Source organism: Spirosoma taeanense, assembly GCF_013127955.1.
Taxonomy (GTDB): Bacteria; Bacteroidota; Bacteroidia; order Cytophagales; family Spirosomataceae; genus Spirosoma; species Spirosoma taeanense.
Genome location: NZ_CP053435.1, coordinates 5,261,529 through 5,285,477, shown reverse-complemented (window position 1 = coordinate 5,285,477; position 23,949 = coordinate 5,261,529). Strand labels below are relative to the sequence as shown.

Genomic DNA, 23,949 nt, shown 5'->3' with positions numbered 1-23,949 from the left:
ACTAATGGTTTATATAATTGCTCTGCTATCGGTAATCTTCCTTGGACTGGCCATTCTGGTCGTTTCTCGGATGGCCTCCGTCGTTAAGAACGCAGCCGGACCGGTTGAGGAAAATCACATTGGGATGAGTAATCGAATTAATGCGGCTTTGTTCATGGTATTTTTGGTACTTGGACTCATCGGCGTAATCTGGTCATTCGAGCATTCATCCAATTATTTCTTACCCGAAGCGTCAGCACCACACGGCCGCCGGACAGATTCCCTTTTCTGGTTGTCGATGGCTATCATTACAGCAGCATTTTTCGTAACGAATGCACTGTTGTTCATTTTTGCCTGGCGTTATCAATACCGGGCCGGCCGAAAAGCAGCCTATTATCCTGAAAACCACAAACTGGAGTTAATCTGGACAGTGATTCCTGCTGTTGTGATGGCTTTGCTGGTTTTCACAGGCTGGCGGGCGTGGCGGGACATTATGTCTGAAGCGCCAAAAGATGCGCAGGTCTTCGAAATTGTTGGTAAGCAGTTCAACTGGATTGTTCGCTATCCGGGTGTTGATAACAACAAGCTTGGTGCCTACAACTATAAGTTGATTGACAACAGCAATGATGCTGGAATCGACTATACTGATGAAGCCTCGTTTGATGATTTCACTTCAACTACGGAGTTGCATATCCCGGTAAATAAGCCTGTTCTCCTCAAAATTCGTGCACGGGACGTATTGCATAGCGTATTTATTCCGCATATGCGGGTGAAAATGGATGCTGTACCGGGAATGCCGACCCGTTTCTGGTTTGTTGCTGACAAGACAACAGATGAAATGCGAAATCAAACCGGAGATCAGAACTTCGGCTATGAGATTGCTTGTACAGAAGTCTGTGGGCGGGGTCATTTCTCTATGAGGATTCGCTTAATTGTAGAAGATGAAGCATCCTGGCAGGCATGGTGCAAAGAACAGAAGCCTTTATTAAGCTCAACACCTGAGCTGGCAGCTCGGATACCAGCCAATTTAAAAGCTAAGGCAGCAAAGTATTTACCGGCAGACGGTACAACAGCTGCTCCGGCTGATAGCTCGACAGCTTCTATGCAGCAGGGCGGTGGTGTTTCAATAGTGAGTGCTGCAATTCGTTAATCTTAATCTTACCCAACAAACCAAATACTATGGCGACTGTAGCAGCTAATCCGGCGACTGTAGCTCATGCCGCTGAGCATGATCATCACGAGCCGCAAAGTTTTTGGCGCAAGTATATCTTTTCCGAAGACCATAAAACGATTGCTAAACAGTATCTGATTTCAGGTATCATCTGGTCAGTTATTGGTATTAGCCTATCGGTAATGTTCCGGCTTCAGTTAGGTTTCCCTGACATGAACCTGGGTTTTTTACGCCCAATTCTGGGAAATTGGATTAATGAGTCTAATAAACTCGATCCTAACTTTTATCTGGCGCTTGTAACAATGCATGGCACCATTATGGTGTTCTTTGTCCTGACAGCCGGATTGAGCGGAACGTTCTCAAATTTCCTTATTCCGCTTCAGGTTGGTGCCCGTGATATGGCGTCTGGTTTCCTGAACATGCTGTCATACTGGTTCTTTTTTGTAGCTAGTGTCGTCATGCTGTCGTCCTTATTCATCGAAACTGGACCCGCTGGCGGAGGTTGGGTGGTTTATCCACCTTTGAGTGCTTTGCCACAGGCAAACCCCGGATCCCAATTGGGTATGACCCTGTGGTTAGTAAGTATGGCGCTCTTTATTGTGTCGCAGCTATTGGGTGGTATCAATTATATCACAACAGTTATTAATCTACGTACCCGGGGCATGTCGTTCAGTAAGTTGCCGCTGACTATCTGGGCATTCTTCCTGACAGCCGTTTTGGGGCTTATTTCTTTCCCAGTACTTCTCTCGGCAGCTTTACTGCTGATTTTTGACCGCAGCCTGGGCACCAGTTTCTATTTGTCAGAGATTTACGTAAACGGTGAAGCTTTGCCGAACGTAGGCGGTAGCCCAATTCTGTTCCAGCACTTGTTCTGGTTCCTGGGGCACCCTGAGGTGTATATCGTTTTGTTGCCCGCCCTTGGGATGACTTCGGAGATTATTGCTACAAACGCTCGTAAGCCAATCTTCGGTTATCGGGCCATGATTGCCTCTATGATGGGTATTGCCTTCCTGGCGTTCATTGTATGGGCTCACCATATGTTCGTGACCGGCATGAACCCATTCCTGGGGTCTATCTTCATGTTCCTGACGCTGATCATTGCAGTCCCATCGGCGGTTAAAGCGTTTAACTATATCACGACGTTATGGCGGGGTAATATTCGCTTTACGCCAGCTATGCTGTTCTCAATTGGTCTGGTATCCTTCTTTATTTCGGGTGGGCTTACCGGACTTATTCTGGGTAACTCAGCACTAGACATCCAACTGCACGATACTTACTTTGTGGTAGCTCATTTCCACTTGGTAATGGGTGCGGCATCAGCTTTCGGTCTGTTAGCAGGTGTGTATCACTGGTTCCCCAAGATGTTTGGACGGATGATGAATGAAAAACTAGGATACATCCACTTCTGGCTAACATTCATTGGAATTTACCTGGTATTCTTCCCCATGCACTATATTGGTATTGCTGGATTCCCGCGCCGGTATTATGCTTTTACCAGTTATGACTTCACGAAGAATATCTTCGCGGATATGAATAGCTTTATCAGTATTGCTGCCATTTTCACCTTTGCAGCACAATGGATTTTCATCTGGAACTTTGTCTATAGTTTGTTCAAAGGTAAAAAGGCTCCACAGAATCCATGGAAGTCTAACACGCTTGAATGGACGACTCCAATTAATCCAGGGCATGGTAACTGGCCAGGAGAAATTCCGGCGGTTTACCGTTGGCCATATGATTATAGCAAGCCTGGCGCGAAAGATGATTTTATTCCTCAGAATGTGCCATACTCGCAAACTCCTGAATCCAACCTTCCGCATGAGAATGAGTTGATTTCTTTGGAGAAAGAGATTGAGGCACAAAATCTGAATGATCAGTTCAAACAACCTCATTGATAAACGTGAACAGCGCTTCCGGAGCCTGGCGCTTCTGACCGTATCTATTATCTACCTGTTGATTCTTGCAGGAGGTATTGTCAGAGGTACGGGCTCCGGAATGGGCTGTCCAGACTGGCCAAAATGCTTTGGCCGCTGGATTCCTCCAACAGAAGCGTCTCAACTACCACCGAACTATCAGCAGATTTACGGAGCCAAACTGAAAGGTGAGGTTGAGTTCAACGCGGTCAAAACCTGGATAGAATACACCAACCGCTTATTGGGTGTATTGTCGGGTTTCTTTGTTTTTGCCACCTTGCTGGCATCGCTAACTTATTTACATAGAGACAGGGCTATTTTCTGGGCAAGTGCTGCTGCTTTTCTATTAATAGGGGCAAATGGCTGGCTGGGCTCAAAGGTTGTTGCAACGGAGTTGGCCCAGTATATGATCACACTGCATTTGCTGCTAGCGATCCTTGTTGTTTTCGCCTTACTTTTTGTGCTGATTCGCTCGAATGCAGACAGGCTTCAGTCTAGCCTGATAGGTGAAAACAGTTCAGCATTAAAAAGAATTTTGTTCGTAACAATAATCCTGTCTCTGGGACAGATATTATTGGGCACACAAGTCCGGGATGCACTCGACGAAGCTGTTAAACAGCTGGGTTATCAACAACGCAACAGCTGGATCGGAAGTCTTGATTGGCGCTTCTATGTTCATCGTTCATTTTCATTGGTTATATTATTTTTTCATATAATCTTGATTTATCAGTCGAACAGAACCGCTAAACAGGGGCTTATAAAACAGCTGACAAAGGGGCTAATTGCTTTAGTAGGCGCTGAAATAGCAACAGGAGCAATTATGGGCTATTTCGCAGTACCCGCAGCAGCTCAGCCTATCCATCTGTTACTGGCAGTGTTAATGATCGGAGTACAATTTGTTATTTTGCTGCTCGTGAACCCCAAGTTGATTTTATTAAACCCGGCTATTATACAGTCGCGTTTACAGAAAGTTTAGAATGGAAAAATTACTGGGTCTTAGCCTCGTTGTTAACGCAAAAGCGAAGGCATACATTGAGTTAATCAAATTGAAGTTGACGCTGGCAGTTGTTTTCTCTGGCGTATTTGGGTACTGCCTGGCCGCAGATCAGGTAATTTGGTGGAAAATAGGCGTACTGATAATTGCTTCTATTGCAATCACGGGAGCAGCTAACACCATAAATCAGATTATTGAGAAAGATTCCGATAAGGTGATGAAACGGACTGCTGTTCGGCCATTGCCAACCGGTCGGTTGACAGTTAATGAAGCGGCTATTTTTACTTTCATTTTATTTGGTATTGGCTGTTATCTATTTGTTGAAGTTTTCAACATTCGTGCGGCTGCGCTGGCTGTGCTTTCTTTATTGCTGTATGGATTTGTTTATACACCCTTAAAGCGTAAAGGTCAGATTGCCGTTTACATTGGAGCTTTACCAGGCGCGTTTCCACCCATGATCGGCTGGGTAGCAGCTACTAATCATTTTGGCTGGGCACCTGGTATTCTGTTTGCCATTCAATTCTTCTGGCAATTTCCTCACTTCTGGGCTATTGGCTGGCTGGCATTCGATGAATACAAGAAAGCTGGTATCCAAATGATGCCCGGTAGTGGAAAAAATGCCGAAACGGCCTTCCGAATAATGATTTATACTCTCTTTCTGATTCCGGTAGGCTGGCTACCTTATATGCTAGGCGTAACAGGCATAAATTCAGCTCTGGTTGCTATGGTTGGCGGAATCTTGTTCCTGGCCCAGACGTTTCACTTAATGAGGACCTGCACGGATAAAGCGGCATTACAAATGATGTTTGGATCATTGCTGTATCTACCTATCGTGCAGATTGTTTACCTGATCGATAAAGTGTAACCAAGCATGAGCGAGTTAGTAAATGATATTTCAATAGTCGAGGAGCCGGAAGAGACTCTCTCAATGAACCCCCGCAAGTTTATCTTGTGGTTGTTTATAGTTAGTATAATAATGCTGTTCGCAGCAATGACCAGCGCGTACCTGGTTCGTCGGGCTGAAGGTAATTGGTTAGAGTATACTATCCCTCCCATCTTTACCTATAGTTCGGTTGTGTTGGTGCTTAGTAGCATAACAATGCACTGGGCGCATCTATCTGCAAAAAAAGACAACTTCGGAAGTCTGAAGACAGCGATAACTATTACTTTTGCACTCGGAATAGCGTTTTTGTATATGCAGTTCCAGGGCTGGATTCAACTGGTAAATGAAAAGGTTTTCTTTGTCGGTAATCCCGCCGGTTCATTCATGTATATATTCACCGGACTACATGGGTTCCACCTGATTTCCGGTTTAATTGTTTTGTTGTTTGCGCTGGTCGCGGCTTTCCGGGTGAAAATTCATGCCAAAAGCTTAAATCAGATAGAAATTGCCGCCACATACTGGCATTTTCTAGACATATTGTGGCTGTATTTGTTTTTCTTTTTAGTCTATTTTCATTGATAATCTCTTAGACGCATGGCGGCTACAGTGACGACCGAGACCGTAACGACCGACTCGGGACAAACGTTCGACAAAAAAACCTGGATGGGCGGTGTCGAACCGATGAATGCGAGCTACGGCAAGCTAATGATGTGGTTTTTCCTCATTTCAGACACCTTTACGTTTTCGGCTTTGCTGGTTACGTATGGTCTGATTCGGTTTAGCTACCCGGCATGGGACCCCGCCATTTATGGGGAAGTGTTTAAATTCTCGAATCTGTACTGGCCAACGCCTGAGCAGGTTTATGCTTCTGTCCCGTTTCTGCACGGCGTACACGCTCCGCTGGTATTCGTCGGTATTATGACGTTTATCCTTATTTTCAGTAGCGTCACTATGGTACTGGCTGTTGAAGCTGGACACCGGATGGATCGTAAAGCTGTCGAAAAGTATATGCTCTGGACAATTCTGGGGGGAATTACCTTTTTGGGAAGCCAGGCGTGGGAATGGTCACACTTCATTCACGGAACCGAACAGGGAACGGTTATTACAGAGATATTAAACGGGCAGACTCTCCAGCGCACTATTTTCGGGGCTAATCTGGTCGAGAATCAATATGGGCCTCCGGCGTTTGCAGACCTGTTTTTCTTTATCACAGGTTTCCATGGTACGCACGTACTCAGTGGCGTTGTTCTGAACATATTAATTTTTTACCGGGCGGCAACAGGCCTGTATGATCGCCGTGGCCATTATGAAATGGTTGAGAAGGTTGGTCTTTACTGGCACTTTGTCGATCTAGTCTGGGTCTTCGTCTTCACCTTCTTCTATCTGGTTTAAGAACTACTTGTTATATGGCTGACCACGCACACGTACAACACCATCACGACGGACATGCCGGTACGGAAGTAGCTCCGGCACAAACAGGCGCTATCTGGCGTACCTTCATTATTCTGTCGGTGATTACAGCAATAGAATTTACGCTGGCTTATTTGATGCATGCAGGGACGCTGCGGACGTCAATTTTCGTAGGGATGACCCTTGTTAAAGCATTCTATATTGTTGGTGAGTTTATGCACTTAAAGCATGAGGTGAAAAGCCTGATCTGGGCGATCACGATTCCCGTACTATTTGTAGTCTGGCTGCTAATTGCATTACTTACGGAAGGTAGCTCGATTTTCCAATTAAGGTAAATCATGACGAACACTCGAAAAGCCGGGATCCTGCTCGCTACGCTGCTGGTCCCGGCTTTGCTGTATGTATTTCTGCGGTTTGGTACTCAAAACCACTACGTTCTGCCGCGTTATCTGCCCAAAATTGATTCTGCCAGAAGTGAGCCGTTAATGGGTAAAGTAAAACTGGCGGACGGTCGGGAGGTGACGGATACTATCTACAACCATATTCCGCCCTTTAATTTGATTGACCAGAATGGGGATCAGGTTGATCAATCAATAGTTAAAGGAAAAATACACGTTGCGGATTTCTTCTTCACGCGTTGCAGTACGATCTGTCCGAAAATAGCTTCACAGCTCACGCGGGTACAGGATATCTTTCGAAATAGTCCGGACGTAAAATTCCTGTCGTTTTCCGTCGATCCTGAACATGACCGGCCAGAGCAGTTAAAAGCCTACGCGAATAAATACGAAGCCATTCCCGGCAGGTGGTATTTTCTGACGGGCAGCAAAGACGCTATCTATGATCTGGCGATGCATGGATATTATCTTCCTGCTGTTGACGCGGGGGTGAAGGAAGGCAAGCCCGACGAAACTTTTATCCATAGCGAAAAGTTGGTATTAGTAGATAAAGAAGGCATTGTCAGGGGTTTCTACGACGGGACCGACAAGGAAGACGTAGACCGTTTAGTACTTGAAATCCGTATCTTGCTGGACATCTACAGCAAAGAATAATCATCTCTTATGGAAACGCTCTTGCCCGTTCAGGAACAGAAAGCTAATCGGGTTATTAATGTTTTATCGCTGGCAATCCCTATTGCCGTTGCGATCTTGCTGGGTATCCGGCAGAAAGTTGATCTGGGAAGCTGGACAACGTATCTGCCGCATATTAATGGCATTATTAACTCGCTGACGTCAGTCCTGTTATTGTTAGGTTTGTATTTCATTCGGCAGAAAAACGTTGTAGCCCATAAGCGAACAATGCTGACAGCCTTTACGCTCGGTTCATTCTTTTTGGTTAGCTACGTTTTGTATCACCTCACGAATGAATCTACCGCTTATGGTGGTCAGGGCTGGGTGCGGCCGGTTTATTATTTTCTTCTGGTGTCGCATATTCTGCTGTCAATCGTAGTCGTTTGGTTTGTCTTACGGGCTGTTTATTTCGCCTTGAGTGGCCAGATTGCCAGACATAAGCAAACTGTAAAATGGGCTTTCCCAATCTGGCTTTACGTAAGCATAACGGGTGTGGTAGTGTATTTAATGATTAAGCCTTATTACGTCCATTAACTCAGAATAAGAATGAAAAACTGGAAGTGTTGGCTATTAGTTGTTGTCTTCATAGCGCTTACTCCTGACCTGATGGCGCAGTGTGCTATGTGCCGGGGGACGGTCGAAAGCACGGTCAGCAATGGCCGGAGCGTAATAGCGTCGGATCTGAACATTGGAATTATGTATTTATTGGCTGCGCCCTATCTGATCGTAGCTTCGATTGGGTATCTCTGGTACCGCAACAGCAAACGTGAGTATGGAAAACGTGTCGAAATTAGAAGCCGCGTTAAACGGGCTTTGTCCCAGGTGTAGGAAAGGCAAAATTTTCTGCAAGCCGTTCTATTCACCCAGGGGCTTCGACGACATGTATGAATTCTGTCCGCATTGTGGCCTGCGGTATGAAGTTGAGCCCGGTTATTTTATCGGGGCTATGTATGTGAGCTACGCTATTTCGGGCGGAGTTGCACTGGCGCTCGGCTTCCTGCTCTTTTATCTGGCCAACGACCCGTCGGGTTGGGTTTACGCAACCGTTGTGGCTATTGCCATGCTGCTGATTGCACCGATTAATTTTCGAATATCACGCGTAATCTGGTTGCATTACGTAGCCGGAATCAAATATATCAAGGGGCTCTGAGAAGCCCCTTTTTGTTTGCCCGTAGGCTTGTGATCATGAATGAGTCATAGGTTCTAAAATTTTTCGTACCTCATGCAACCTGCTCCGGGCTAATTTGCATCTTGTTGTCGAACCTAAACGATTATGCTCCGAATTATACCGTTTTTCACGACTGAAGCGCAATTGGTGGCTGCCTTGAAGCGGGGCGATAACCGCGCGCATAAAGTTGTGTATGAACGGTTTGCGGGTAAAATGCTGGCGGTCTGTACCCGATATTGTACCAACCGGGATGATGCTGAAGAAGTCATGCTGGATGGCTTTATGCGCGTGTTTGAAAAGATTGAGCAATTTCGCGAAGATGGGAGCTTTGAAGGGTGGATGCGCCGGGTCATGGTGACCGAATCACTGATGTTCCTGCGAAAAAGCAGGCAGTGGCGCCAGGAGATACCTATTGAAGACGTTACGGTGGAGCCGGATTACGAATGGGCTGATACCGCCGTAAACGAAAGTGATCTGTTAGGTATGGTAAACCAACTGCCCGATGGCTACCGGACGGTGTTTAACTTATACGCAATTGAAGGTTACTCTCACGCTGAAATTGCGGAGATGCTCGGTATTTCGGAAGGAACGTCGAAGTCGCAGCTAAGTCGGGCCCGGACCCTGCTGCAAATGAAATTAAAGAAACTGGAACTGGAAGCGCTGACTGAACTCCATGAAAAAGCATATAGAAAAACAACCAATAGATGATTTGTTCGCCCGTAAGCTAAGCAACTTATCACTGCCACCCAGTTCGGGCGGCTTTGAGCGGTTACGGGCGCGTATGGAGCAAAACAAACAGGAAACACGAGTCGTGTTCTGGCGCAATCTTGCCATACATCGCTACATGGCGATTGCCGCCTGCCTGGTTGTTGTTTGCCTGTTTGGCTGGCTTTATTGGCCTTCTACGAATACTGCTTTGCCTGGTAATTCGCAGGTTGCTGGGGCGAAGGGTCCCGCTGGCTTATCAAACAAGGATGACGGGAGGTCATCGAAGCAGGAAGTAGTAGCCAGTGCGAAGGAAACTCGTATTTCTGCTGGAGAACAGGCAAGGTCGCTGCCCGTTGATCAGGGAACGGAGGGCGGGCAGTTGGCCAGAGCTGAAAAGCCAGCCATGACCAAATCGGCTCGTTCGTGGCGGCAACCATCTGCTAAACCTGTGTTTGCACTGGATGAAGCCGCTTTGGCACAGACAAAAGTCGTAGAAACCAGGGCGAATCCGGCGGGAATACCTGCCGATTTGGGTAAACCAACAGCAACACCTGCGCAGGAACAACTGGCTTCTAAGCCTGGCCCATCTTCGGAGCGGGTACTAATTGTAACAATTGCTGAGCCCGAAGCGCTGGTAGCGGCTCGGCAGGCAGCTAAAATGGCGGTTGAGGAAAAAATGGTTGCGGCCGTTGATAATAAACCCGAAAAAGAAAGCCGGGCTGGTACTATCTGGCAGCAGGTTAAACGTATTAAACAAGGTGAAATTCTCGCTCGACATGATAACGACGACGACCGGGGGCTACTTGGCCGAGCCTATAATGGGTTAAAGCACAGTTTGGATAAAGATAAACCCACTAAGCAATGAATGGTATAGTCCGTATGGCCTTTATGGTCATTAGTTTAATAGCAGCCTACGAGGTGCAGGCTGCCCCCGTGCATTCCACCGATTCACTGGTTATCCGGTTTGCTAACCGCACCCGGCTGGTTATTTATGCGCCTGACAAAGCAGGTATTCAAGCGTTGTCAAATTACGATCTGAATAAGATTGTGCGGGAAATGAGCATGCAGCTTGATTCGGTACCGGGTGGTCAGCACGCGATTTCCCGGGACGGCGGTCGCTATCTGAAAGATACAGTGCTGGTCGTCACCAAAAAGAAAGATGGAATAACCATTGTAATTAACGGAGCCGATAAAACCAAGGTAGATTCGACTAAAAAACAGAGTTCAGACTCCAATAATGACCGGGACTACCAGCGAGCCAAACGCCAGAAAAAGGATAACGGACACAATATCGACTACAGCATAAGTATTGGATTAAACAACTTTATTCAGCGTGGTCAGTTACCCGCCTATCCGGAAGATAGTTACGATCTGAGACCCATAGGCTCCCGCTACGTAGCCCTGGCTATTGGGGCCATGCCAACAATCATTCGGGGAAGATACGCTTCGTTAAAGTTGTATTACGGCGCTGAGGTGGCCTGGAACAATTTTATGTTCGATGGTAATAATATAGCCGAGCAGACACCTGCCGGAATCGCCTTCCCTGATGCTGGTCGTGATCTGCAGAAGAGTAAGCTAACCATCTGCACGATTGGGATCCCGGTGGTGCCCCGGATCACTTTTTACAACAGCGATGGACGGAAGATCTGTCATCTGGGCGTAGGAGGCTATGTAAACTATCGGCTTGACAGCTATCGGAAAATCAAGGAAGCCGATGGTAACCGGGACCGACGCCATTTTAATTTCGATCTGAATGATTACCGGTACGGATTAATGGCTCATCTTGGAATTAAAAGTGCCAACTTTTTTGTGAAGTACGATCTTAGTCCTTTGTTCGAGCCGGGCAAAGGCCCTGACGTACGGACGGTCAGTTTCGGAATTGGTTTCTAAATATGGCTGGGCTGGTTATTTCAATTATTGGCTGCGGCTGGTTAGGCCTGCCATTAGCTGAGCGGCTCAGAGCCGATGAATACGCCGTCAAAGGGAGTACAACGTCGTCCGATAAAATACCTATGCTGGCTGAGAAGGGAATCGAAGCCTACCAACTCCAGCTTGCCCCTCATCCTGTAGGAAACTTACATGATTTGCTACGGACCGATACGCTCCTGATTGATGTTCCGCCGAAGGCTGGCAAACTGGGAGACGACTTTCATCCGCAGCAGATGCAGCACCTGGTGAACGCTGTGCAAAGCTCGCCTGTGACGCACGTGATTTACGTCAGCTCAACATCAGTATACCCCGAACTGAGCCGGACTCTGGTTGAGGAAGATGTTACGGAGCCCAGCCATTCGGCCGCACCGGCGCTGGTTCAGGCCGAACAACTGTTCACTAAGCTTGCACCAGAGCGAATCGTAACTGTATTGCGTTGCGGTGGTTTAATGGGTTACAATCGCATTCCGGGCAAGTATGTAGCGGGCCGTACCGTCGATAGCGGAGCCGTACCGGTCAACTACCTGCACCGGGATGATGCAGTCGAAATTCTAACCAACCTAATTCGGCAGAAAACGTCGGGTACGTTTAACGCAGTAGCGCCGGAGCACCCCACTCGTGAGGCCATTTACCGTAAAAGCTGCGCAGATTTTGATTGTGCCTTGCCAGTCTTCATTCAGCCCGCTGAACCCAAACCCTTCAAAAGCATCAGTTCCGCCAAGCTGATCCAGCAAACTGAATACGCCTTTCGTTACCCGAATCCGTTAGATTTTCTATATAGTTAGCTTCTGTTCAGGAGCGCAGCAGTTGCCGGACGCGTGTCCAGAAAAAGCCGCCCGATGAGTTTGAGCGCGTGCGGGAGGAAGCTGCCCGATTTAGGGCGGCCAGGAATAAAAAATAGCCTTGTGCGTGCCATGCTCTGAAACGCTCACTCAGATCAACATCATACTTGGGTAAGTAGGCTAACAATTGCTCCAGATCGAATCGGTCAGAGGCTATACCAACACCGGCCCGCTGCCCATCAATGGCGTTGCAGGCCTGCTCAAAATGGTTTGGCTGCGGGATCATCAGGGCGGGTTTTCCCAGATAAGCAGCCTCACACACCGACTCAAAACCAGCAGTTGTAACGATCGCTTTACAGCGGACCATGAAGTCCAGAAACCGCCTGCCATCAATGGCGTGATAAGTCAGGGTTTCGTCCACAACCTGATCGGGGCCGGTGGCTTCTGCATGGAAGCCGTCTATGCGAATGTCCGGGCGTTGCCGGTGCGCTTTCAATAGCTCCACCCGCAGGCCCGGCTGGGTAACATAAGCCAGCAGAAAATCACCTGGGGTAGGCTTCAACTCGGTAATTTCCTGACGTAACAGGGGGGGCACTACCCGTATTCGCTGACGCGGTTCATCGGGTTGTTTGTCAAACGAAAGAGCCAGCAGCTCCCGGGCGCCAAAACAGGTCAGGCGGGTATTTAGTCTGAAAGCCTGCCGATAAAACCACTGCCCTTTCGGCCGCTGAAAATTGGGATGGAAGGCAAAATACTGGTGAGCAATGCAGACCATCGGCGCGGCTGGACGTAATAGCGCATAAGTTAGTCCGCCGAGCATTTCGTAAAAGTTAACGACAACGTCCGGGCGCTGTGCGTTAATGGTGTCCCGCACATACCGCAGACTGCGCCAGAAGGGACGGATGTACTGAATGGCCTGAAGGGTGGTTTTAACCGGTTCGAGTTCGTTTGTGCCAACGTTATACACCAGTCCAGGACTAAAGACAGGCGTAATCGGCGCCGTAAATTTTTCGCTGAAAAACGCCGGAATACCTCGTTCGGCCGTTACGCCGACCAGGGCTCCTATAACCTCATGTCCGGCCGTTTGTAAAATCTGGGCTAACGATAAAGCCTGAGTCAGATGCCCGCGGCCTTCGCCCTGCACTAGAAATAGAACGCGCATAGTTGTAGGAAGTTATTCAGACCGGATCGCCAGTTCTGTCTGAGCAAGTCGCTTCGCTTTCTTTGCTGCCTTTCGGACCATGATTTCCTGCTCGTCGTCTTCGGCCAGATCGGAGGTATAGTAAAGCAGGCTCCAGTTGCCGTCATGATCTTCGACAAGAGCGCTTAGCGACTCGACCCAATCCCCGGAGTTCATGTAATGAATGCCATCGAAATCATGGATTGCGGGCTGGTGAATATGACCGCAGATAATGCCGTCGCAACCCCGTGCCCGAGCCAGCTCGGTCAGCTTCTGCTCATAATCTGAGATATAATTGACGGCCTGTTTGATCCGATGCTTAACCTGTTGCGATAGTGAGTAGTAGGGCAATCCCCGCCAGGCACGGTAGTTATTATAAAATTTATTAACCCAGAGCAGAAACGTGTAGCCTACATCGCCCAGATAAGCAAGCCACTTCATCTGAGACGTAATGGAATCGAACACATCGCCGTGGGTCACGTAAAACTTACGGCTACCCGAGGTAAGCACGTAATCTTTGCGGATCGAAAAGTTTTTTCCCACTTTAAGCGGCATCACCTGATCCAGAAAGTCATCATGATTCCCGCGCAGATAAACAACTTTGGTATCGTAGTGAACGATTTGCTTTAAAACCGTTTTAAAAAAAGCAGTGTGCTTTTTTTTCCAGGTGCCGTACTGCTTTAATTGCCAGCCATCGATAATGTCGCCATTCAGAATCAATTTCTGGCAGGAATAATTACGCAGGAACTCGGTGGCCTCTTTTGCTTTCGACCCGGCCGTGCCGAGGTGAATATCAGAGAGTACAATCGTGCGAAATTGCGTACTGGATTTCATGAACGAAGCTACACCCCATTCATGAAGTAGGATTTACGTGAATATTACTAAATCGACAACATATTAGCTTTGAAACCGCTAATGTTCACATTGACTTAATCTAATACGATACATGGAGAATCCGGTGCTAATTTTCGGGGCGGGGAGTCTTGGCGTTACGGCCCTGGACTTGTTTCATCGCAATAACGTAGTTGTGTATGGCCTGCTGGATGATAATAAAGACCTACATGGCAAAGAATTTGGTGATGTGTCGGTGCTGGGCGAAACCGATGATGACGGCTTTTTGAAGCTTATCGGCCAGAAATGCGAAGCCTTTGTGGCTATTGGCGATAGCCGCGTCAGGAAACGTCTGGTAAAAATGCTGAACGATCGGCGCAAGGTACAGCCCGTCAATGCGATCCACGATACAGCTGTCGTGTCGGCATCTGCAACACTTGGTCACGGGAACCTGATTGCGGCTCGTGCGGTCGTAAATCCGTTTGCTGAAATTGGTCAGCACTGTATCATTCAGTCTGGTGCCGTTATCGAAAGTCAGGCTAAACTCGGCGATTACATTCAGATTGGAACCGGAAGCCTGATCGGCAGCGGAGTTGTTGTTGATGAAGGCGCTTTTGTTGGGGCAGGCGTAACGATAGTGGCCGGAATAAGCATTGGAAAAAACGCGCGTATTGGTGCCGGATCGGTCGTTGTGGAGAATGTCGAAGCAGGCGTGACTGTGTTCGGTAATCCGGCGAAGAAACTGTAGAGTGGTATATAAATCAGCGGGCAGGTACCCAGGAAGATAATCTCTTCCTGGGTACCTGCCCGCTGATTTGAGGGTGTTTATTTATTCCACATATATAACCTCGTTGGTCAGAAAGTCCTGGTATGTCTGTTCGATACCCTGCTGAAGCTCGGTTGTGTGCTTCCAGCCCATTGCGTGGAGCCGCGATACGTCCATCAGTTTGCGGGGAGTGCCGTCGGGTTTGTCCGTATTCCAGCGAATTTCGCCGTCGTACCCAATTACGGCTTTGACCAGTTCGGTTAGCTGCCGGATGGTTACGTCTTCACCCGTGCCGATGTTGACAAACTGTTCACCATCATAATTTTCCATCAGGAACAAGCAGGCGTCGGCCAGATCATCGGCATGCAGGAATTCACGCCGGGGTGTACCCGTTCCCCAAACTTCAACCGATGGCTGATTATTACTTTTTGCTTCGTGAAATTTGCGGATCAGGGCCGGCAAAACGTGTGAACCCTGAAGGTTGTAGTTGTCGTTCGGGCCGTAAAGGTTTGTTGGCATGGCCGAAATAAAGTTACAGCCATACTGACTCCGATAAGCTTCGCAAAGCTTAATTCCCGTAATTTTGGCAATGGCGTACGGCTCGTTCGTCTGCTCCAGGTACCCGCTCAGCAGATACTCTTCCTTGAGTGGCTGCGGAGCCAGCTTGGGGTAAATGCAGGACGAGCCCAGGAACAGCAATTTTTGAACACCGGTCTGATAGGCACTATGAATGATGTTTGATTCAATCATCAGGTTGTCGTACAGAAACTCGGCGCGATAGGTGTTATTCGCCAGGATGCCACCTACTTTGGCGGCTGCCAGAAACACATACTGCGGGCGTTCGTCAGCGAAAAAGTCGGCAACGGCGGCCTGGTTGCGCAGGTCCAGTTCTGAAGAAGTGCGCGTAATGATGTTGGTATAACCTTCGGCCTGGAGCTTACGAACAAGGGCTGAGCCCACCATCCCCCGGTGTCCGGCAACGTAAATGCGAGCCTGTTTTTCCACGACTATTGTTTTAGATACTGTGCCGGGCTACCGGCCTACGAAAAAAGGAAATAATACCAATAAATCCAGCGTTGCAAAAGTAACAAATCTAAGACACCAAATATCTATTTCGTCATGCCCACATTATTGCTTAAGCGTTGTATTGCTATTGCCTTATTGCTGGTTTTTGGTGTTTTGTGGGCGGTGGCACAAACAACTACGCCAGCCTCGCTAACAACGGCGTCGAAGCCAGTTTTAGCTCCTTCTGGGGCGCCGGTCTCGCCATTCTCGTCCGGCCCTGCGTCGCTGACTACGCTTGGATTGCCCTCGATGTCGTCGCTGAAAGAGCAGAAAGATGCTTACCTGGCCGAAATAATGCCGGATTTAGGGCTTAAACTAAAGCAGCTGAAAAAGCAGAAAGCGGCTCGTAAGACAAAAAACAAAAACGCTAAGACCGAATACGAAGGTTTACCTATGCTCAAAGCTTATACAAAAATGGGCAGTGGCGACCGCACAATTGTTGAGGAGTTTTATATTCTGAAAGATAATGATGGGGCTAAACCGTTGCCTTACGTCCGGGATGTGTATCGGTATTATCAGCGGAGCGGCCGGGTGACGAGTTCAATTATAAAGGACGAAGGAACTGGATTACTGATGCATGGCCCCTATAGACGCTACCAGAACGGCAATCTGGTGGAGGAAGGCTACTATTATGCGGGCATGAAAGATGGCCGTTGGGAAAAATACGACCCTAATTTCATGCTGATTGATAAAACCCGCTGGCTACGGGGCGTCCCGGCCGAATCCCGGCTTACGTACTATGACTCTGCGCATCGAAAAATCAAGGAAATCATTCCCATCGAGTATGGTACGGTTAAAGGCACCTATATGGCTTTTCACGAGAATGGCCTGCTTGCCGAAGAGGGTAAGTATGACAACGGCGTAAAAGTGGGCCGATGGACGGAATTTTACCCTATCAACCCCAGTGGCCGTCGCATGCGACGTAAGCTAACGCAGTACGCCAGCGATCGGTGGGATACGGAGTTTGAGCCTTACGTCATCAGCGAGTGGGACGAAAAAGGAAAGCTAATCTACGAACGAGCCAAGGAAAAAGTTATTCAGGAAGAAGAAACCGACAACTAAGAATAAACAAAAAGGAGCCAGCCAGCTCCTTTTTTTATTTTTAACGTTATTTGAATACTCCCTGCGGGTCGGGTCGTTTGGCCAGCAGATCGTTCAGTAAAGTCAGGTCCAGAACCGACAGATCGAGGCTGCGAGCGCGGTGAAAATACTCCCAGGCTTTGTCGTATTCGGTTTGAAGCAGGTTGATCATTGCCAGCTTCTGATAAGCACTTGCCATGGTAGGGCTAAGGGATACCGCTTTTATCAGAATCGTTTCTGCTTCGGTCAGATCGGTTGAATCTGGCTTAAGCTGATACTGCTTAATCAGAAGCGTTGCTAAATCCGCCATCAGGACAGCATTGGTATCGGCTATGCTCAGGCCTTTTTTCAGCATACGGATAGCCTCCGGTAGCCGGTCTTTCTGATAACTAACTACGCCCAGGCCCCAGTAGGCATCCGCATTCCGGTCGTTCAGAAGCCAGGCCAGATTGAAGCGGTAAGCCGCTGTATCCAGTTGCCTGTCAGCGACGTAATCCCAGCCCCGGGCCGCGAAAAAGTCACTGGCTTCGTAGCGGCTGGCGAAATTTTGATCGCAATCGTTCAGAAAATGAATTTCTTCGTCGATCTGGGCGGCCGTTTTGGGGCGTTCGCCAAACAGGGGCTGTATTTTAAGAGAACCGGTGGCTTCTTCGTTTCCGGTGTTTTCAGATAACTCGGCGGCCGGATGGTTCTGTTCGCTCGTAGTGGTCGCAGTATGACTCATGACCTGAGCAGCCGCGGGCCGCGCCGAGGTTATAAGCTGTCTGGGCTGGGCCGCCGATACAAACGGCAACGCTACCAAACTCAACCGCACCAGATTCATCCGAACGTTCATACTGAGGATTATGCTACTCGCATTTGTTTCGGTAAAACGAATGGGGAAACCAAGTTAGTACATTACTGGCATATTACCGTCGGCCTCCCCTTGGTCCTGAGCGTTTTGTATTTCCCGTTTTGCTCGCTGTTGAACTGCCTGATCGCGGACTTGTGGCACGGGTGGCCGGTCTTTTCGTGCCTGTAGGCTTAGAGGGACCTTTTTGCCGACCTTTGCCAGCCGGGGAGTTTTTCTCTTTTTTTTCATGAAAGGCGCCTAAAAACGTCGGATCTTCTTTTCGGCGCTGCTCATCTAACTCCCGCAGCATGGCCTGCTGCTCGTCGAACGGCGTTTCAGTGACTTTTACCTCAGCTGGCAGGGGCTGCCGCGGAACCGTCATGCGAATAATTTTTTCTATCTTCAGCACGTGGTATTCCTCGGCCATAGTCACAAACGTAATGGCCTCACCGGTGCGATTGGCGCGGCCCGTTCGGCCGATACGGTGTACGTAGTCTTCGTAAATAAGCGGTACGTCGAAGTTGATCACGTGACTCACTTCGGCTACGTCAATCCCCCGCGCGGCAACGTCCGTAGCGACCAGAACCTGAACATTCCCTTCCTTGAAAGCGTCCATCGCATTGATACGCGTATTCTGGCCTTTATTAGCATGAATAACCCGAATCTTATCGGGCTCGACGACTTTCCGGGCCAGAAACTTATAAATGTTTTCGGCTGTCCCTTTGGTACGGGCGAAGATGATAACCCGCTGAAAGGTGTCTTTGTTAATGAGGTGATCCAGCAGATTGATTTTAGTCCGGAAGTTGGGTACAGAATAGATAACCTGGCTGACCATCTCGGCAGTAGATGCCTGAGGAGTTACCTCAATCCGGATAGGCGCTTCCAGGAATTCTTCCGACAACCGCTCGACCCGACCGCCGAAAGTTGCCGAAAAAAGCAGATTTTGTCGCTTGGTTGGAATAACTTCCAGAATAGAACGGATCTGGGGCATGAAGCCCATATCCATCATTTTGTCGGCTTCGTCCAGCACCATCGTCCGAATTTCTTTGGTAACGATCTCGCCCAGGCGATACAGGTCTATAAAACGTCCTGGTGTCGTCACAAGGATATCAACGCCCTGGCGGAGCGTTTCAATCTGGGTTTTGGGCCCCAGGCCGCCATAAAGCGCCAGGTGCCGCAGGTCGGTGTATTTGCCCAGCTCGCTTATCGCCTGATTGATCTGCATGACCAGCTCACGCGTCGGAGCCAGAATTAATGCACGCGGAGCATCACCCTGCGCGTATTTTATCTTCATGAGCAGGGGCAGCAGATAGGCCGCAGTTTTGCCGGTACCCGTCTGGGCGATACCCAATACGTCGTGGTTATCCAGACTCAGCGGAATAGTTTTCTGCTGTATGGGCGTAGGCTCGGTGTAGCCTAGGTCAGCGATGGCATTGAGTAACTGCCGATTAAGATCGAACTGCTCGAAAGAGGTAATTTCCATAACTATAATCTGTGCCCGGCGCAGGCTGCGGCCGGAATTGCATAAAGGCTTACAATCCTGAATTACGTTTGAATCGATTGTAAATGCCCGAGATGTCAGAACTGCTTTAGTACCCGCTCCACACCACTAACGTAGCCAGACCCAAACAGATTCACATGGACGAGCAACGGGTAAAGATTGTAGATTGCGATACGTTCGCTGAAGCTCTCCTCTAACGGAAACGCTTCGTCATAGGCATCGTAAAAACGCTGGTGAAAGCCGCCAAATAGCTTTGTAAAGGCCAGTTCAGCTTCGCGGAGGCCGTAATATACGGCCGGGTCAATCAGGGCCGGCTGGCCAACTTTGGTTACCATCACATTACCCGACCACAAATCACCGTGCAACAGGGCCGGACGCTCGTTGGGTAATAGCGCGGGCAGGCGGTCGCGAAGCCTGAAAAGCGCGTCATAACAGGTTCGTGACAGCAAACCCTTGTAAAAGGCCATACCTGCCTGGGGCAGCAGACGCTGCTCAAAAAAGAATTCCGCTCCATTGGGCATGGGCGTATTGCTCTGCGGTAAAGAGCCGATATAATTGGCGAAATCCAGCCCGAATTTTAATTGGGTGTGCGAATGAACAACTGCCAGCGCCTGGCCCAGGGTTTCCCAGTAGGTTTTGGCGGGAGTTCCGGAATCAATAAATTCTAAAATCAGATAGGCCATACTCGCCTGATGACCGTGGCCGATAACCCAGGGAATCGTTAGTGCGTCGGTCTGCCGAAGCAGGTCGAGACCACGGGCTTCTGCCTCAAACGGGTTTAGTTGACCGGCATCTGACTCCAATTCTGGATTGGGCAAGACCTGACTCCACTTAACGAAGAAAACACCTTCCGACGAAAACACCTGTGCGGCTGTACTAATGTCGCCACCGGCCAGAAACTGCATCTCGATAACCTCAACCGTTTTACCCAGCGTTTGAAACAAAATGCTTTCGAAAAATGAAAATTGCTCGTCGCCCCAGAAATTCATCCAAAATGCTATTTATGGTAACTCGGTTTATCGTTCGCTTTTTCGGTAGTTTGCCGAATTATTACTCCTCCCCCAGCCCGTAAACCATGAACCAGCAGATTCAACAGCTCTATACCATTGCCAGCAAACCTGAACGCCGAATCATTGGGTTGATGTCGGGTACATCGCTCGATGGCCTCGATGTTGCGCTGTGTCAGATTTCGGGCAGTGGACCGGCTACCAGCGTCACGCTTGAGCGATTTGCTACCATTCCTTATACCGATAATCTGAAAGTTGATATTCGGACCATCTTTGCCAGGCCAGAAATAGAGTTTGAGCAGCTTTGTTTACTGAATCCGTACATCGGGCAGCTGCACGCTCAGATGATTCTAAACTGTTTGCAGGAATGGGGGCTGGAACCGGCTGATATTGACATTGTAGCCAGCCATGGCCAAACGGTTTATCACGCCCCAAAAAGTCAGCACCGGCATGATAAGTTCCCCAATGCTACTTTACAGATCGGCGATGGTGACCATATTGCGGCCATAACGGGAATCACCACCTTCAGCGATTTTCGGCAAAAACACGTTGCACACGGGGGAGAAGGTGCACCGCTGGCGGTTTACGGCGACTATTTTATGTTTTCAAAATCTGGTCAAAACCGCATCCTGCTGAACATGGGCGGGATTGCCAATTTTACGTACCTGCCGGCGAGCCAGGATGCCAGTGCCGTATTTACGACCGATACCGGGCCGGGCAACACGCTCCTGGACGCGTTTGCCCGGCGACTGCTGAACAAACCCTATGATGAAAACGGGCAACTGGCAGCCAGCGGACACGTTAACAGCCAATTGCTGGATGCCCTGAAAGCCAACCTTTTTTTCAACGCGCCGTTTCCAAAAACCACCGGGCCGGAAGTTTTTAACGTCTCTTATGTCCAGGCGGCCCAGGCCGACAGTCAGACAGTGGATTTGTCGCCCGCCGATCTGATGGCAACCCTTGTGCAGTTCAGCGCCGATACAATCGTTGATGCCATCCGGGGCATTATGCAATCAGGAGAAACCTACGCGGTTTATATGAGCGGAGGAGGTATGCACAACCCTGCTCTGACGACTGCTATTCAGGGCCAATTGCCGTTCTGCACGTTTAGCCAAACCAACGAACTGGGCATCAACGGCGATGCTAAAGAGGCTGTTCTGTTTGCCGTTCTAGCGAATGAAAGCCTGGCCGGAGGAAATACGTCGTTTGGTAACCGGCAGGGCGTTCCCTCCGTTACCATGGGCAAGGTAAGTTTTCCCCGCTAACTTTTTGGCCTGAAAACCGTCATTTTATCCTCGTGCGTCGTCAAAAACGGGCCGCCAATCAGGTCGATGCAGTAGGGAATTGCCGGAAAGACAATAGAAAGGCACTGCTCGATAGCTTTGGGTTTACCGGGTAAATTTACTATGAGCGTTTGGTTACGTATACCGGCGGTTTGGCGCGACAGAATGGCCGTCGGAACATACTTGAGGCTCTCCTGCCGCATCAACTCGCCAAAGCCGGGCATCATCTTCTGACAGACGGCCTCGGTTGCTTCAGGCGTTACGTCGCGGGGAGAAGGGCCCGTTCCGCCGGTAGTGACAACCAGGCAGCAGCCCTCCAGATCGGCCAATTTAATGAGGGTGGCTTCAATCTCGTCCTGCTCATCGGGTATAACGCGGTAGACCGGCTCCCACGGACAACTAAGCCAGTCTGTCAGCAGCGCGACAACGGCTTTGCCGGGTATATCTTCATAGACACCAGCACTGGCCCGGTCGGAGACATTGATAATACCAATTTTTATCATAGTGAATTGCTGTTTGTCTTTTGGAATGAGGTGCCCCACTCAAAAGACAAACAGCTGCCAGGAACTATGGTTTCTTCCGCTTCAGGGCCAGGTCGTGGGCTGTGTCGTAATAAGAACGTAGGTTGATCCAGTCAAAGACCTCAGCAATGCTCTCAACGCGGTTACGCTGGGCGATACGGTCGCGCTGCGATGCGCGGACGAACCGGAACAGAATATTGGCCAGTTGGTCAGCCGCTTCGTTGAAGTTCTGCGTCCGGCGGTTGATGACATAAATGCCCCGGTTTTCGTAATCACGCATGATCTGCATAATGAAATCCCCGAAGCCCGACTGGTCGCTGGTAACGGTGGGAATGCCCCGAACCACGCACTCCAGGGGCGTGTAGCCCCAGGGCTCGTAATAGCTTGGGAATACGCCCAGATGGCAACCCCGCACAAACTGGCTGTAATCAAGGCCAAAGAGGGGATTAGTTGAGGCTATGAAATCGGGGTGATACACGATTTTGACGCGGTCATATTCATTATTGACCAGGTTAGCCTGCCGGATAAAGCGGGTCATGTCATCTTCCTGCACCAGGTTATGGGTCACAAAAGGCGGCAGGTGCTTTGTTTTCCAGCTCTGCACCGTACGCCGAAGCCGAAGCCGCCAGTATTCATCCACAAACTTGTTCAGGTCGGGTAGGGTAGTGCCCTGCGGATCGGAAGCGGCCGCCTGAAACAAGCGCTCACCCACCTGTTTTTCGATGCTTTCGCAGGTTTCCTGGATCTCGTCGAGCAGGGCCCGCGAGTGCATTACATCGGGGTTGATGGACGTATAAGGCTGTTTAGTAACCATGAACATAACGACCGTCATGTCCATACCGGCCTCCCGCATTTTAAAGTTCAGCCGGGCCAGGGCTTCGAGCGTCAGATCGTACCCTTTATTCGAAAACTCGAACCGGCCCGACGTAAAGAAATAAAGTGTCTTCTCCAGATCGAATGAATAACTCTGGAAAAAATGCCCCATGACAAATTCATGAATCTTCTGCTTATACCGAACATGCAGGTTCTGGAACTCGTGAACAGCCGCGAATCGGGTGATGTTCAGACCGTTGGGCAGGATTAGGTCGGGGTTTCGACCCAGGAAAACTTCGCACTCGCGGGCCGTCACGTCGCTGACAGTCGTAAATACGTGCGATTGCATTGCGGCCAGTCGTTCAATGGTGGCCTGCGTATCAATGCCGTAATGCTGCGCTTCCCGTTTCCAGTCGAAGAACGGAAGTTTGCCGTAGAAGCCGGGTTCATTCTGAGCCAGGTACCGGCCAAGCATCGTCGCGTGGGTGGTGAAGACGGTTGCCACCTTTACGTTCTCCCGACGCAGATCGGGCAGACCCGTACTTGCCATCCATTCGTGAAAATGGGCTACAAAATCAACCCGCTTGGAATGGTCAGCCGCCAGCAGCGTAATAAACTGACGCACCATCTCTCCGAAGGCAATCGTCTGGTTAACCAGGTCTTCAACGTGGAGCGTTGATAATTGATGGTTCACCCAGAGCTGGGTTTTTATGACGTTCAGTTGATCGGTGCTGATACTATTAATATCAAACAGCACGACTCTTGGCCGACCCGTTACGAGCCAGTAACCATACTCGACGCCATAGCCCATCTGCCGCATTTTACGGACTGTCTGCCCGATTTCGGTTTCGTCAGAGTCAGGAATGGGCTCAAACTCGGCAGCAGCCCGTTGGGGAAAGTAGGGGCCAAGGGCCACGTAGTTATCATCCCATTTCTCGACCATAGCCGGAACTTTCGACCGGATGACCGTATAAATTCCACCTACCTGATTGCACACCTCCCAGGCGACCTCAAGCAGTAGTTTCCGCTTAGACGTTGAAAATACCGATTCCAAAATAGTTAGTGGTTT

At 49.3% G+C, this 23,949-nt stretch carries 26 protein-coding genes; 18 read left to right on the top strand and 8 right to left on the bottom strand.

What is annotated here, in order from left to right; genetic code table 11:
- The first annotated feature begins 4 nt into the window (after nt 1-4).
- The 15 genes from HNV11_RS21960 (at nt 5) to HNV11_RS21890 (ending at nt 12,004) form a co-directional block, all read left to right on the top strand.
- A complete protein-coding gene (locus tag HNV11_RS21960) occupies nt 5-1,129 on the top strand; it encodes a cytochrome c oxidase subunit II (RefSeq protein WP_171741709.1) in 1,125 nt (374 codons plus the stop codon).
- Between the two features lie 29 nt (nt 1,130-1,158).
- Complete coding sequence (locus HNV11_RS21955) at nt 1,159-3,042, top strand: cytochrome c oxidase subunit I (RefSeq protein ID WP_171741708.1); 1,884 nt, start codon at nt 1,159-1,161, stop codon at nt 3,040-3,042.
- Entirely contained in the window at nt 3,017-4,036 is a 1,020-nt protein-coding gene (locus HNV11_RS21950) for a COX15/CtaA family protein (RefSeq protein ID WP_171741707.1), read from the top strand. Before HNV11_RS21955 ends, HNV11_RS21950 begins: the two co-directional genes overlap by 26 nt.
- 1 nt (nt 4,037) lies before the next feature.
- On the top strand, nt 4,038-4,919 hold the full coding sequence (gene cyoE / locus HNV11_RS21945; protein ID WP_171741706.1) for a heme o synthase: 882 nt from the start codon (nt 4,038-4,040) through the stop codon (nt 4,917-4,919).
- A 6-nt stretch (nt 4,920-4,925) separates the two neighbouring features.
- Nucleotides 4,926-5,516 carry a cytochrome c oxidase subunit 3 gene (locus tag HNV11_RS21940; protein WP_171741705.1) on the top strand — a complete coding sequence of 197 codons (591 nt, stop codon included), beginning with the start codon at nt 4,926-4,928 and terminating at the stop codon, nt 5,514-5,516.
- A 15-nt stretch (nt 5,517-5,531) separates the two neighbouring features.
- The gene (locus HNV11_RS21935; RefSeq protein WP_171741704.1) at nt 5,532-6,329 is read left to right on the top strand and encodes a cytochrome c oxidase subunit 3; all 798 of its coding nucleotides are present in this window, start codon (nt 5,532-5,534) and stop codon (nt 6,327-6,329) included.
- A gap of 14 nt (nt 6,330-6,343) precedes the next feature.
- Complete coding sequence (locus HNV11_RS21930; RefSeq protein WP_171741703.1) at nt 6,344-6,682, top strand: cytochrome C oxidase subunit IV family protein; 339 nt, start codon at nt 6,344-6,346, stop codon at nt 6,680-6,682.
- A 3-nt stretch (nt 6,683-6,685) separates the two neighbouring features.
- A complete protein-coding gene (locus HNV11_RS21925; RefSeq protein ID WP_171741702.1) occupies nt 6,686-7,396 on the top strand; it encodes an SCO family protein in 711 nt (236 codons plus the stop codon).
- A 9-nt stretch (nt 7,397-7,405) separates the two neighbouring features.
- Nucleotides 7,406-7,948, top strand: coding sequence for a DUF420 domain-containing protein (locus HNV11_RS21920; protein WP_171741701.1), 543 nt, complete (start codon nt 7,406-7,408; stop codon nt 7,946-7,948).
- 12 nt (nt 7,949-7,960) lie between these two features.
- Nucleotides 7,961-8,242, top strand: coding sequence for a hypothetical protein (locus tag HNV11_RS21915; protein WP_171741700.1), 282 nt, complete (start codon nt 7,961-7,963; stop codon nt 8,240-8,242).
- Between the two features lie 52 nt (nt 8,243-8,294).
- Nucleotides 8,295-8,564 carry a DUF983 domain-containing protein gene (locus HNV11_RS21910; RefSeq protein ID WP_240163640.1) on the top strand — a complete coding sequence of 90 codons (270 nt, stop codon included), beginning with the start codon at nt 8,295-8,297 and terminating at the stop codon, nt 8,562-8,564.
- Between the two features lie 123 nt (nt 8,565-8,687).
- Nucleotides 8,688-9,290, top strand: coding sequence for an RNA polymerase sigma factor (locus HNV11_RS21905; protein ID WP_171741698.1), 603 nt, complete (start codon nt 8,688-8,690; stop codon nt 9,288-9,290).
- Between the two features lie 73 nt (nt 9,291-9,363).
- A complete protein-coding gene (locus tag HNV11_RS21900; RefSeq protein WP_171741697.1) occupies nt 9,364-10,155 on the top strand; it encodes a hypothetical protein in 792 nt (263 codons plus the stop codon).
- The gene (locus HNV11_RS21895) at nt 10,152-11,180 is read left to right on the top strand and encodes a hypothetical protein (protein WP_240163638.1); all 1,029 of its coding nucleotides are present in this window, start codon (nt 10,152-10,154) and stop codon (nt 11,178-11,180) included. Before HNV11_RS21900 ends, HNV11_RS21895 begins: the two co-directional genes overlap by 4 nt.
- A 2-nt stretch (nt 11,181-11,182) precedes the next feature.
- Nucleotides 11,183-12,004: a Rossmann-fold NAD(P)-binding domain-containing protein gene (locus HNV11_RS21890; protein ID WP_171741696.1), complete on the top strand. Its 822-nt coding sequence runs from the start codon at nt 11,183-11,185 to the stop codon at nt 12,002-12,004.
- Between the two features lie 7 nt (nt 12,005-12,011).
- Here HNV11_RS21890 and HNV11_RS21885 read toward each other — a convergent pair whose 3' ends face one another.
- Both HNV11_RS21885 and HNV11_RS21880 read right to left on the bottom strand, forming a co-directional pair.
- Nucleotides 12,012-13,163: a glycosyltransferase family protein gene (locus tag HNV11_RS21885; RefSeq protein WP_171741695.1), complete on the bottom strand. Its 1,152-nt coding sequence runs from the start codon at nt 13,161-13,163 to the stop codon at nt 12,012-12,014.
- A 12-nt stretch (nt 13,164-13,175) separates the two neighbouring features.
- A complete protein-coding gene (locus HNV11_RS21880) occupies nt 13,176-14,015 on the bottom strand; it encodes a UDP-2,3-diacylglucosamine diphosphatase (protein ID WP_171741694.1) in 840 nt (279 codons plus the stop codon).
- 112 nt (nt 14,016-14,127) lie between these two features.
- On the opposite strand from HNV11_RS21880, the gene HNV11_RS21875 reads away from it, so the two are divergent.
- The gene (locus HNV11_RS21875) at nt 14,128-14,760 is read left to right on the top strand and encodes an acetyltransferase (RefSeq protein WP_171741693.1); all 633 of its coding nucleotides are present in this window, start codon (nt 14,128-14,130) and stop codon (nt 14,758-14,760) included.
- Between the two features lie 81 nt (nt 14,761-14,841).
- On the opposite strand, the gene fcl is transcribed toward HNV11_RS21875, so the two are convergent.
- Nucleotides 14,842-15,783, bottom strand: a complete 942-nt coding sequence (gene fcl, locus HNV11_RS21870; RefSeq protein ID WP_171741692.1) for a GDP-L-fucose synthase — start codon at nt 15,781-15,783, stop codon at nt 14,842-14,844.
- Nucleotides 15,784-15,897: 114 nt separating this feature from the next.
- On the opposite strand from fcl, the gene HNV11_RS21865 reads away from it, so the two are divergent.
- Nucleotides 15,898-16,905 carry a toxin-antitoxin system YwqK family antitoxin gene (locus tag HNV11_RS21865; protein ID WP_240163635.1) on the top strand — a complete coding sequence of 336 codons (1,008 nt, stop codon included), beginning with the start codon at nt 15,898-15,900 and terminating at the stop codon, nt 16,903-16,905.
- 46 nt (nt 16,906-16,951) lie between these two features.
- On the opposite strand, the gene HNV11_RS21860 is transcribed toward HNV11_RS21865, so the two are convergent.
- The 3 genes from HNV11_RS21860 to HNV11_RS21850 all read right to left on the bottom strand — a co-directional run bounded on the left by HNV11_RS21860 (nt 16,952) and on the right by HNV11_RS21850 (nt 20,245).
- A complete protein-coding gene (locus tag HNV11_RS21860; protein WP_171741691.1) occupies nt 16,952-17,758 on the bottom strand; it encodes a tetratricopeptide repeat protein in 807 nt (268 codons plus the stop codon).
- A gap of 73 nt (nt 17,759-17,831) precedes the next feature.
- Complete coding sequence (locus HNV11_RS21855) at nt 17,832-19,238, bottom strand: DEAD/DEAH box helicase (protein ID WP_171741690.1); 1,407 nt, start codon at nt 19,236-19,238, stop codon at nt 17,832-17,834.
- Between the two features lie 95 nt (nt 19,239-19,333).
- Nucleotides 19,334-20,245: a fructosamine kinase family protein gene (locus HNV11_RS21850; protein ID WP_171741689.1), complete on the bottom strand. Its 912-nt coding sequence runs from the start codon at nt 20,243-20,245 to the stop codon at nt 19,334-19,336.
- Nucleotides 20,246-20,331: 86 nt separating this feature from the next.
- Here HNV11_RS21850 and HNV11_RS21845 point away from each other — a divergent pair, with 86 nt between their 5' ends.
- Nucleotides 20,332-21,528 (top strand): anhydro-N-acetylmuramic acid kinase, encoded by a 1,197-nt coding sequence (locus tag HNV11_RS21845; protein ID WP_171741688.1) that lies wholly within the window; start codon nt 20,332-20,334, stop codon nt 21,526-21,528.
- On the opposite strand, the gene mog is transcribed toward HNV11_RS21845, so the two are convergent.
- Nucleotides 21,525-22,049, bottom strand: a complete 525-nt coding sequence (gene mog / locus HNV11_RS21840; protein ID WP_171741687.1) for a molybdopterin adenylyltransferase — start codon at nt 22,047-22,049, stop codon at nt 21,525-21,527. The two genes, HNV11_RS21845 and mog, sit on opposite strands and share 4 nt — an antisense overlap.
- A gap of 64 nt (nt 22,050-22,113) precedes the next feature.
- Nucleotides 22,114-23,934 carry a glycosyltransferase gene (locus HNV11_RS21835; RefSeq protein WP_171741686.1) on the bottom strand — a complete coding sequence of 607 codons (1,821 nt, stop codon included), beginning with the start codon at nt 23,932-23,934 and terminating at the stop codon, nt 22,114-22,116.
- Nucleotides 23,935-23,949 lie beyond the last annotated feature (15 nt).

Bases quoted from the DNA above. Each gene is read 5' to 3' on its own strand.
- HNV11_RS21850 (WP_171741689.1), bottom strand. From the start codon at position 20,245: ATGAATTTCTGGGGCGACGAGCAATTTTCATTTTTCGAAAGCATTTTG.
- HNV11_RS21925 (WP_171741702.1), top strand. From the start codon at position 6,686: ATGACGAACACTCGAAAAGCCGGGATCCTGCTCGCTACGCTGCTGGTC.
- HNV11_RS21865 (WP_240163635.1), top strand. From the start codon at position 15,898: ATGCCCACATTATTGCTTAAGCGTTGTATTGCTATTGCCTTATTGCTG.
- HNV11_RS21940 (WP_171741705.1), top strand. From the start codon at position 4,926: ATGAGCGAGTTAGTAAATGATATTTCAATAGTCGAGGAGCCGGAAGAG.
- HNV11_RS21880 (WP_171741694.1), bottom strand. From the start codon at position 14,015: ATGAAATCCAGTACGCAATTTCGCACGATTGTACTCTCTGATATTCAC.
- HNV11_RS21920 (WP_171741701.1), top strand. From the start codon at position 7,406: ATGGAAACGCTCTTGCCCGTTCAGGAACAGAAAGCTAATCGGGTTATT.
- HNV11_RS21855 (WP_171741690.1), bottom strand. From the start codon at position 19,238: ATGGAAATTACCTCTTTCGAGCAGTTCGATCTTAATCGGCAGTTACTC.
- mog (WP_171741687.1), bottom strand. From the start codon at position 22,049: ATGATAAAAATTGGTATTATCAATGTCTCCGACCGGGCCAGTGCTGGT.
- HNV11_RS21960 (WP_171741709.1), top strand. From the start codon at position 5: ATGGTTTATATAATTGCTCTGCTATCGGTAATCTTCCTTGGACTGGCC.
- HNV11_RS21955 (WP_171741708.1), top strand. From the start codon at position 1,159: ATGGCGACTGTAGCAGCTAATCCGGCGACTGTAGCTCATGCCGCTGAG.
- HNV11_RS21905 (WP_171741698.1), top strand. From the start codon at position 8,688: ATGCTCCGAATTATACCGTTTTTCACGACTGAAGCGCAATTGGTGGCT.
- HNV11_RS21845 (WP_171741688.1), top strand. From the start codon at position 20,332: ATGAACCAGCAGATTCAACAGCTCTATACCATTGCCAGCAAACCTGAA.
- HNV11_RS21935 (WP_171741704.1), top strand. From the start codon at position 5,532: ATGGCGGCTACAGTGACGACCGAGACCGTAACGACCGACTCGGGACAA.
- HNV11_RS21900 (WP_171741697.1), top strand. From the start codon at position 9,364: ATGGAGCAAAACAAACAGGAAACACGAGTCGTGTTCTGGCGCAATCTT.
- HNV11_RS21885 (WP_171741695.1), bottom strand. From the start codon at position 13,163: ATGCGCGTTCTATTTCTAGTGCAGGGCGAAGGCCGCGGGCATCTGACT.
- HNV11_RS21910 (WP_240163640.1), top strand. From the start codon at position 8,295: ATGTATGAATTCTGTCCGCATTGTGGCCTGCGGTATGAAGTTGAGCCC.
- HNV11_RS21950 (WP_171741707.1), top strand. From the start codon at position 3,017: ATGATCAGTTCAAACAACCTCATTGATAAACGTGAACAGCGCTTCCGG.
- HNV11_RS21895 (WP_240163638.1), top strand. From the start codon at position 10,152: ATGAATGGTATAGTCCGTATGGCCTTTATGGTCATTAGTTTAATAGCA.
- HNV11_RS21860 (WP_171741691.1), bottom strand. From the start codon at position 17,758: ATGAACGTTCGGATGAATCTGGTGCGGTTGAGTTTGGTAGCGTTGCCG.
- HNV11_RS21875 (WP_171741693.1), top strand. From the start codon at position 14,128: ATGGAGAATCCGGTGCTAATTTTCGGGGCGGGGAGTCTTGGCGTTACG.
- HNV11_RS21915 (WP_171741700.1), top strand. From the start codon at position 7,961: ATGAAAAACTGGAAGTGTTGGCTATTAGTTGTTGTCTTCATAGCGCTT.
- HNV11_RS21890 (WP_171741696.1), top strand. From the start codon at position 11,183: ATGGCTGGGCTGGTTATTTCAATTATTGGCTGCGGCTGGTTAGGCCTG.
- cyoE (WP_171741706.1), top strand. From the start codon at position 4,038: ATGGAAAAATTACTGGGTCTTAGCCTCGTTGTTAACGCAAAAGCGAAG.
- HNV11_RS21930 (WP_171741703.1), top strand. From the start codon at position 6,344: ATGGCTGACCACGCACACGTACAACACCATCACGACGGACATGCCGGT.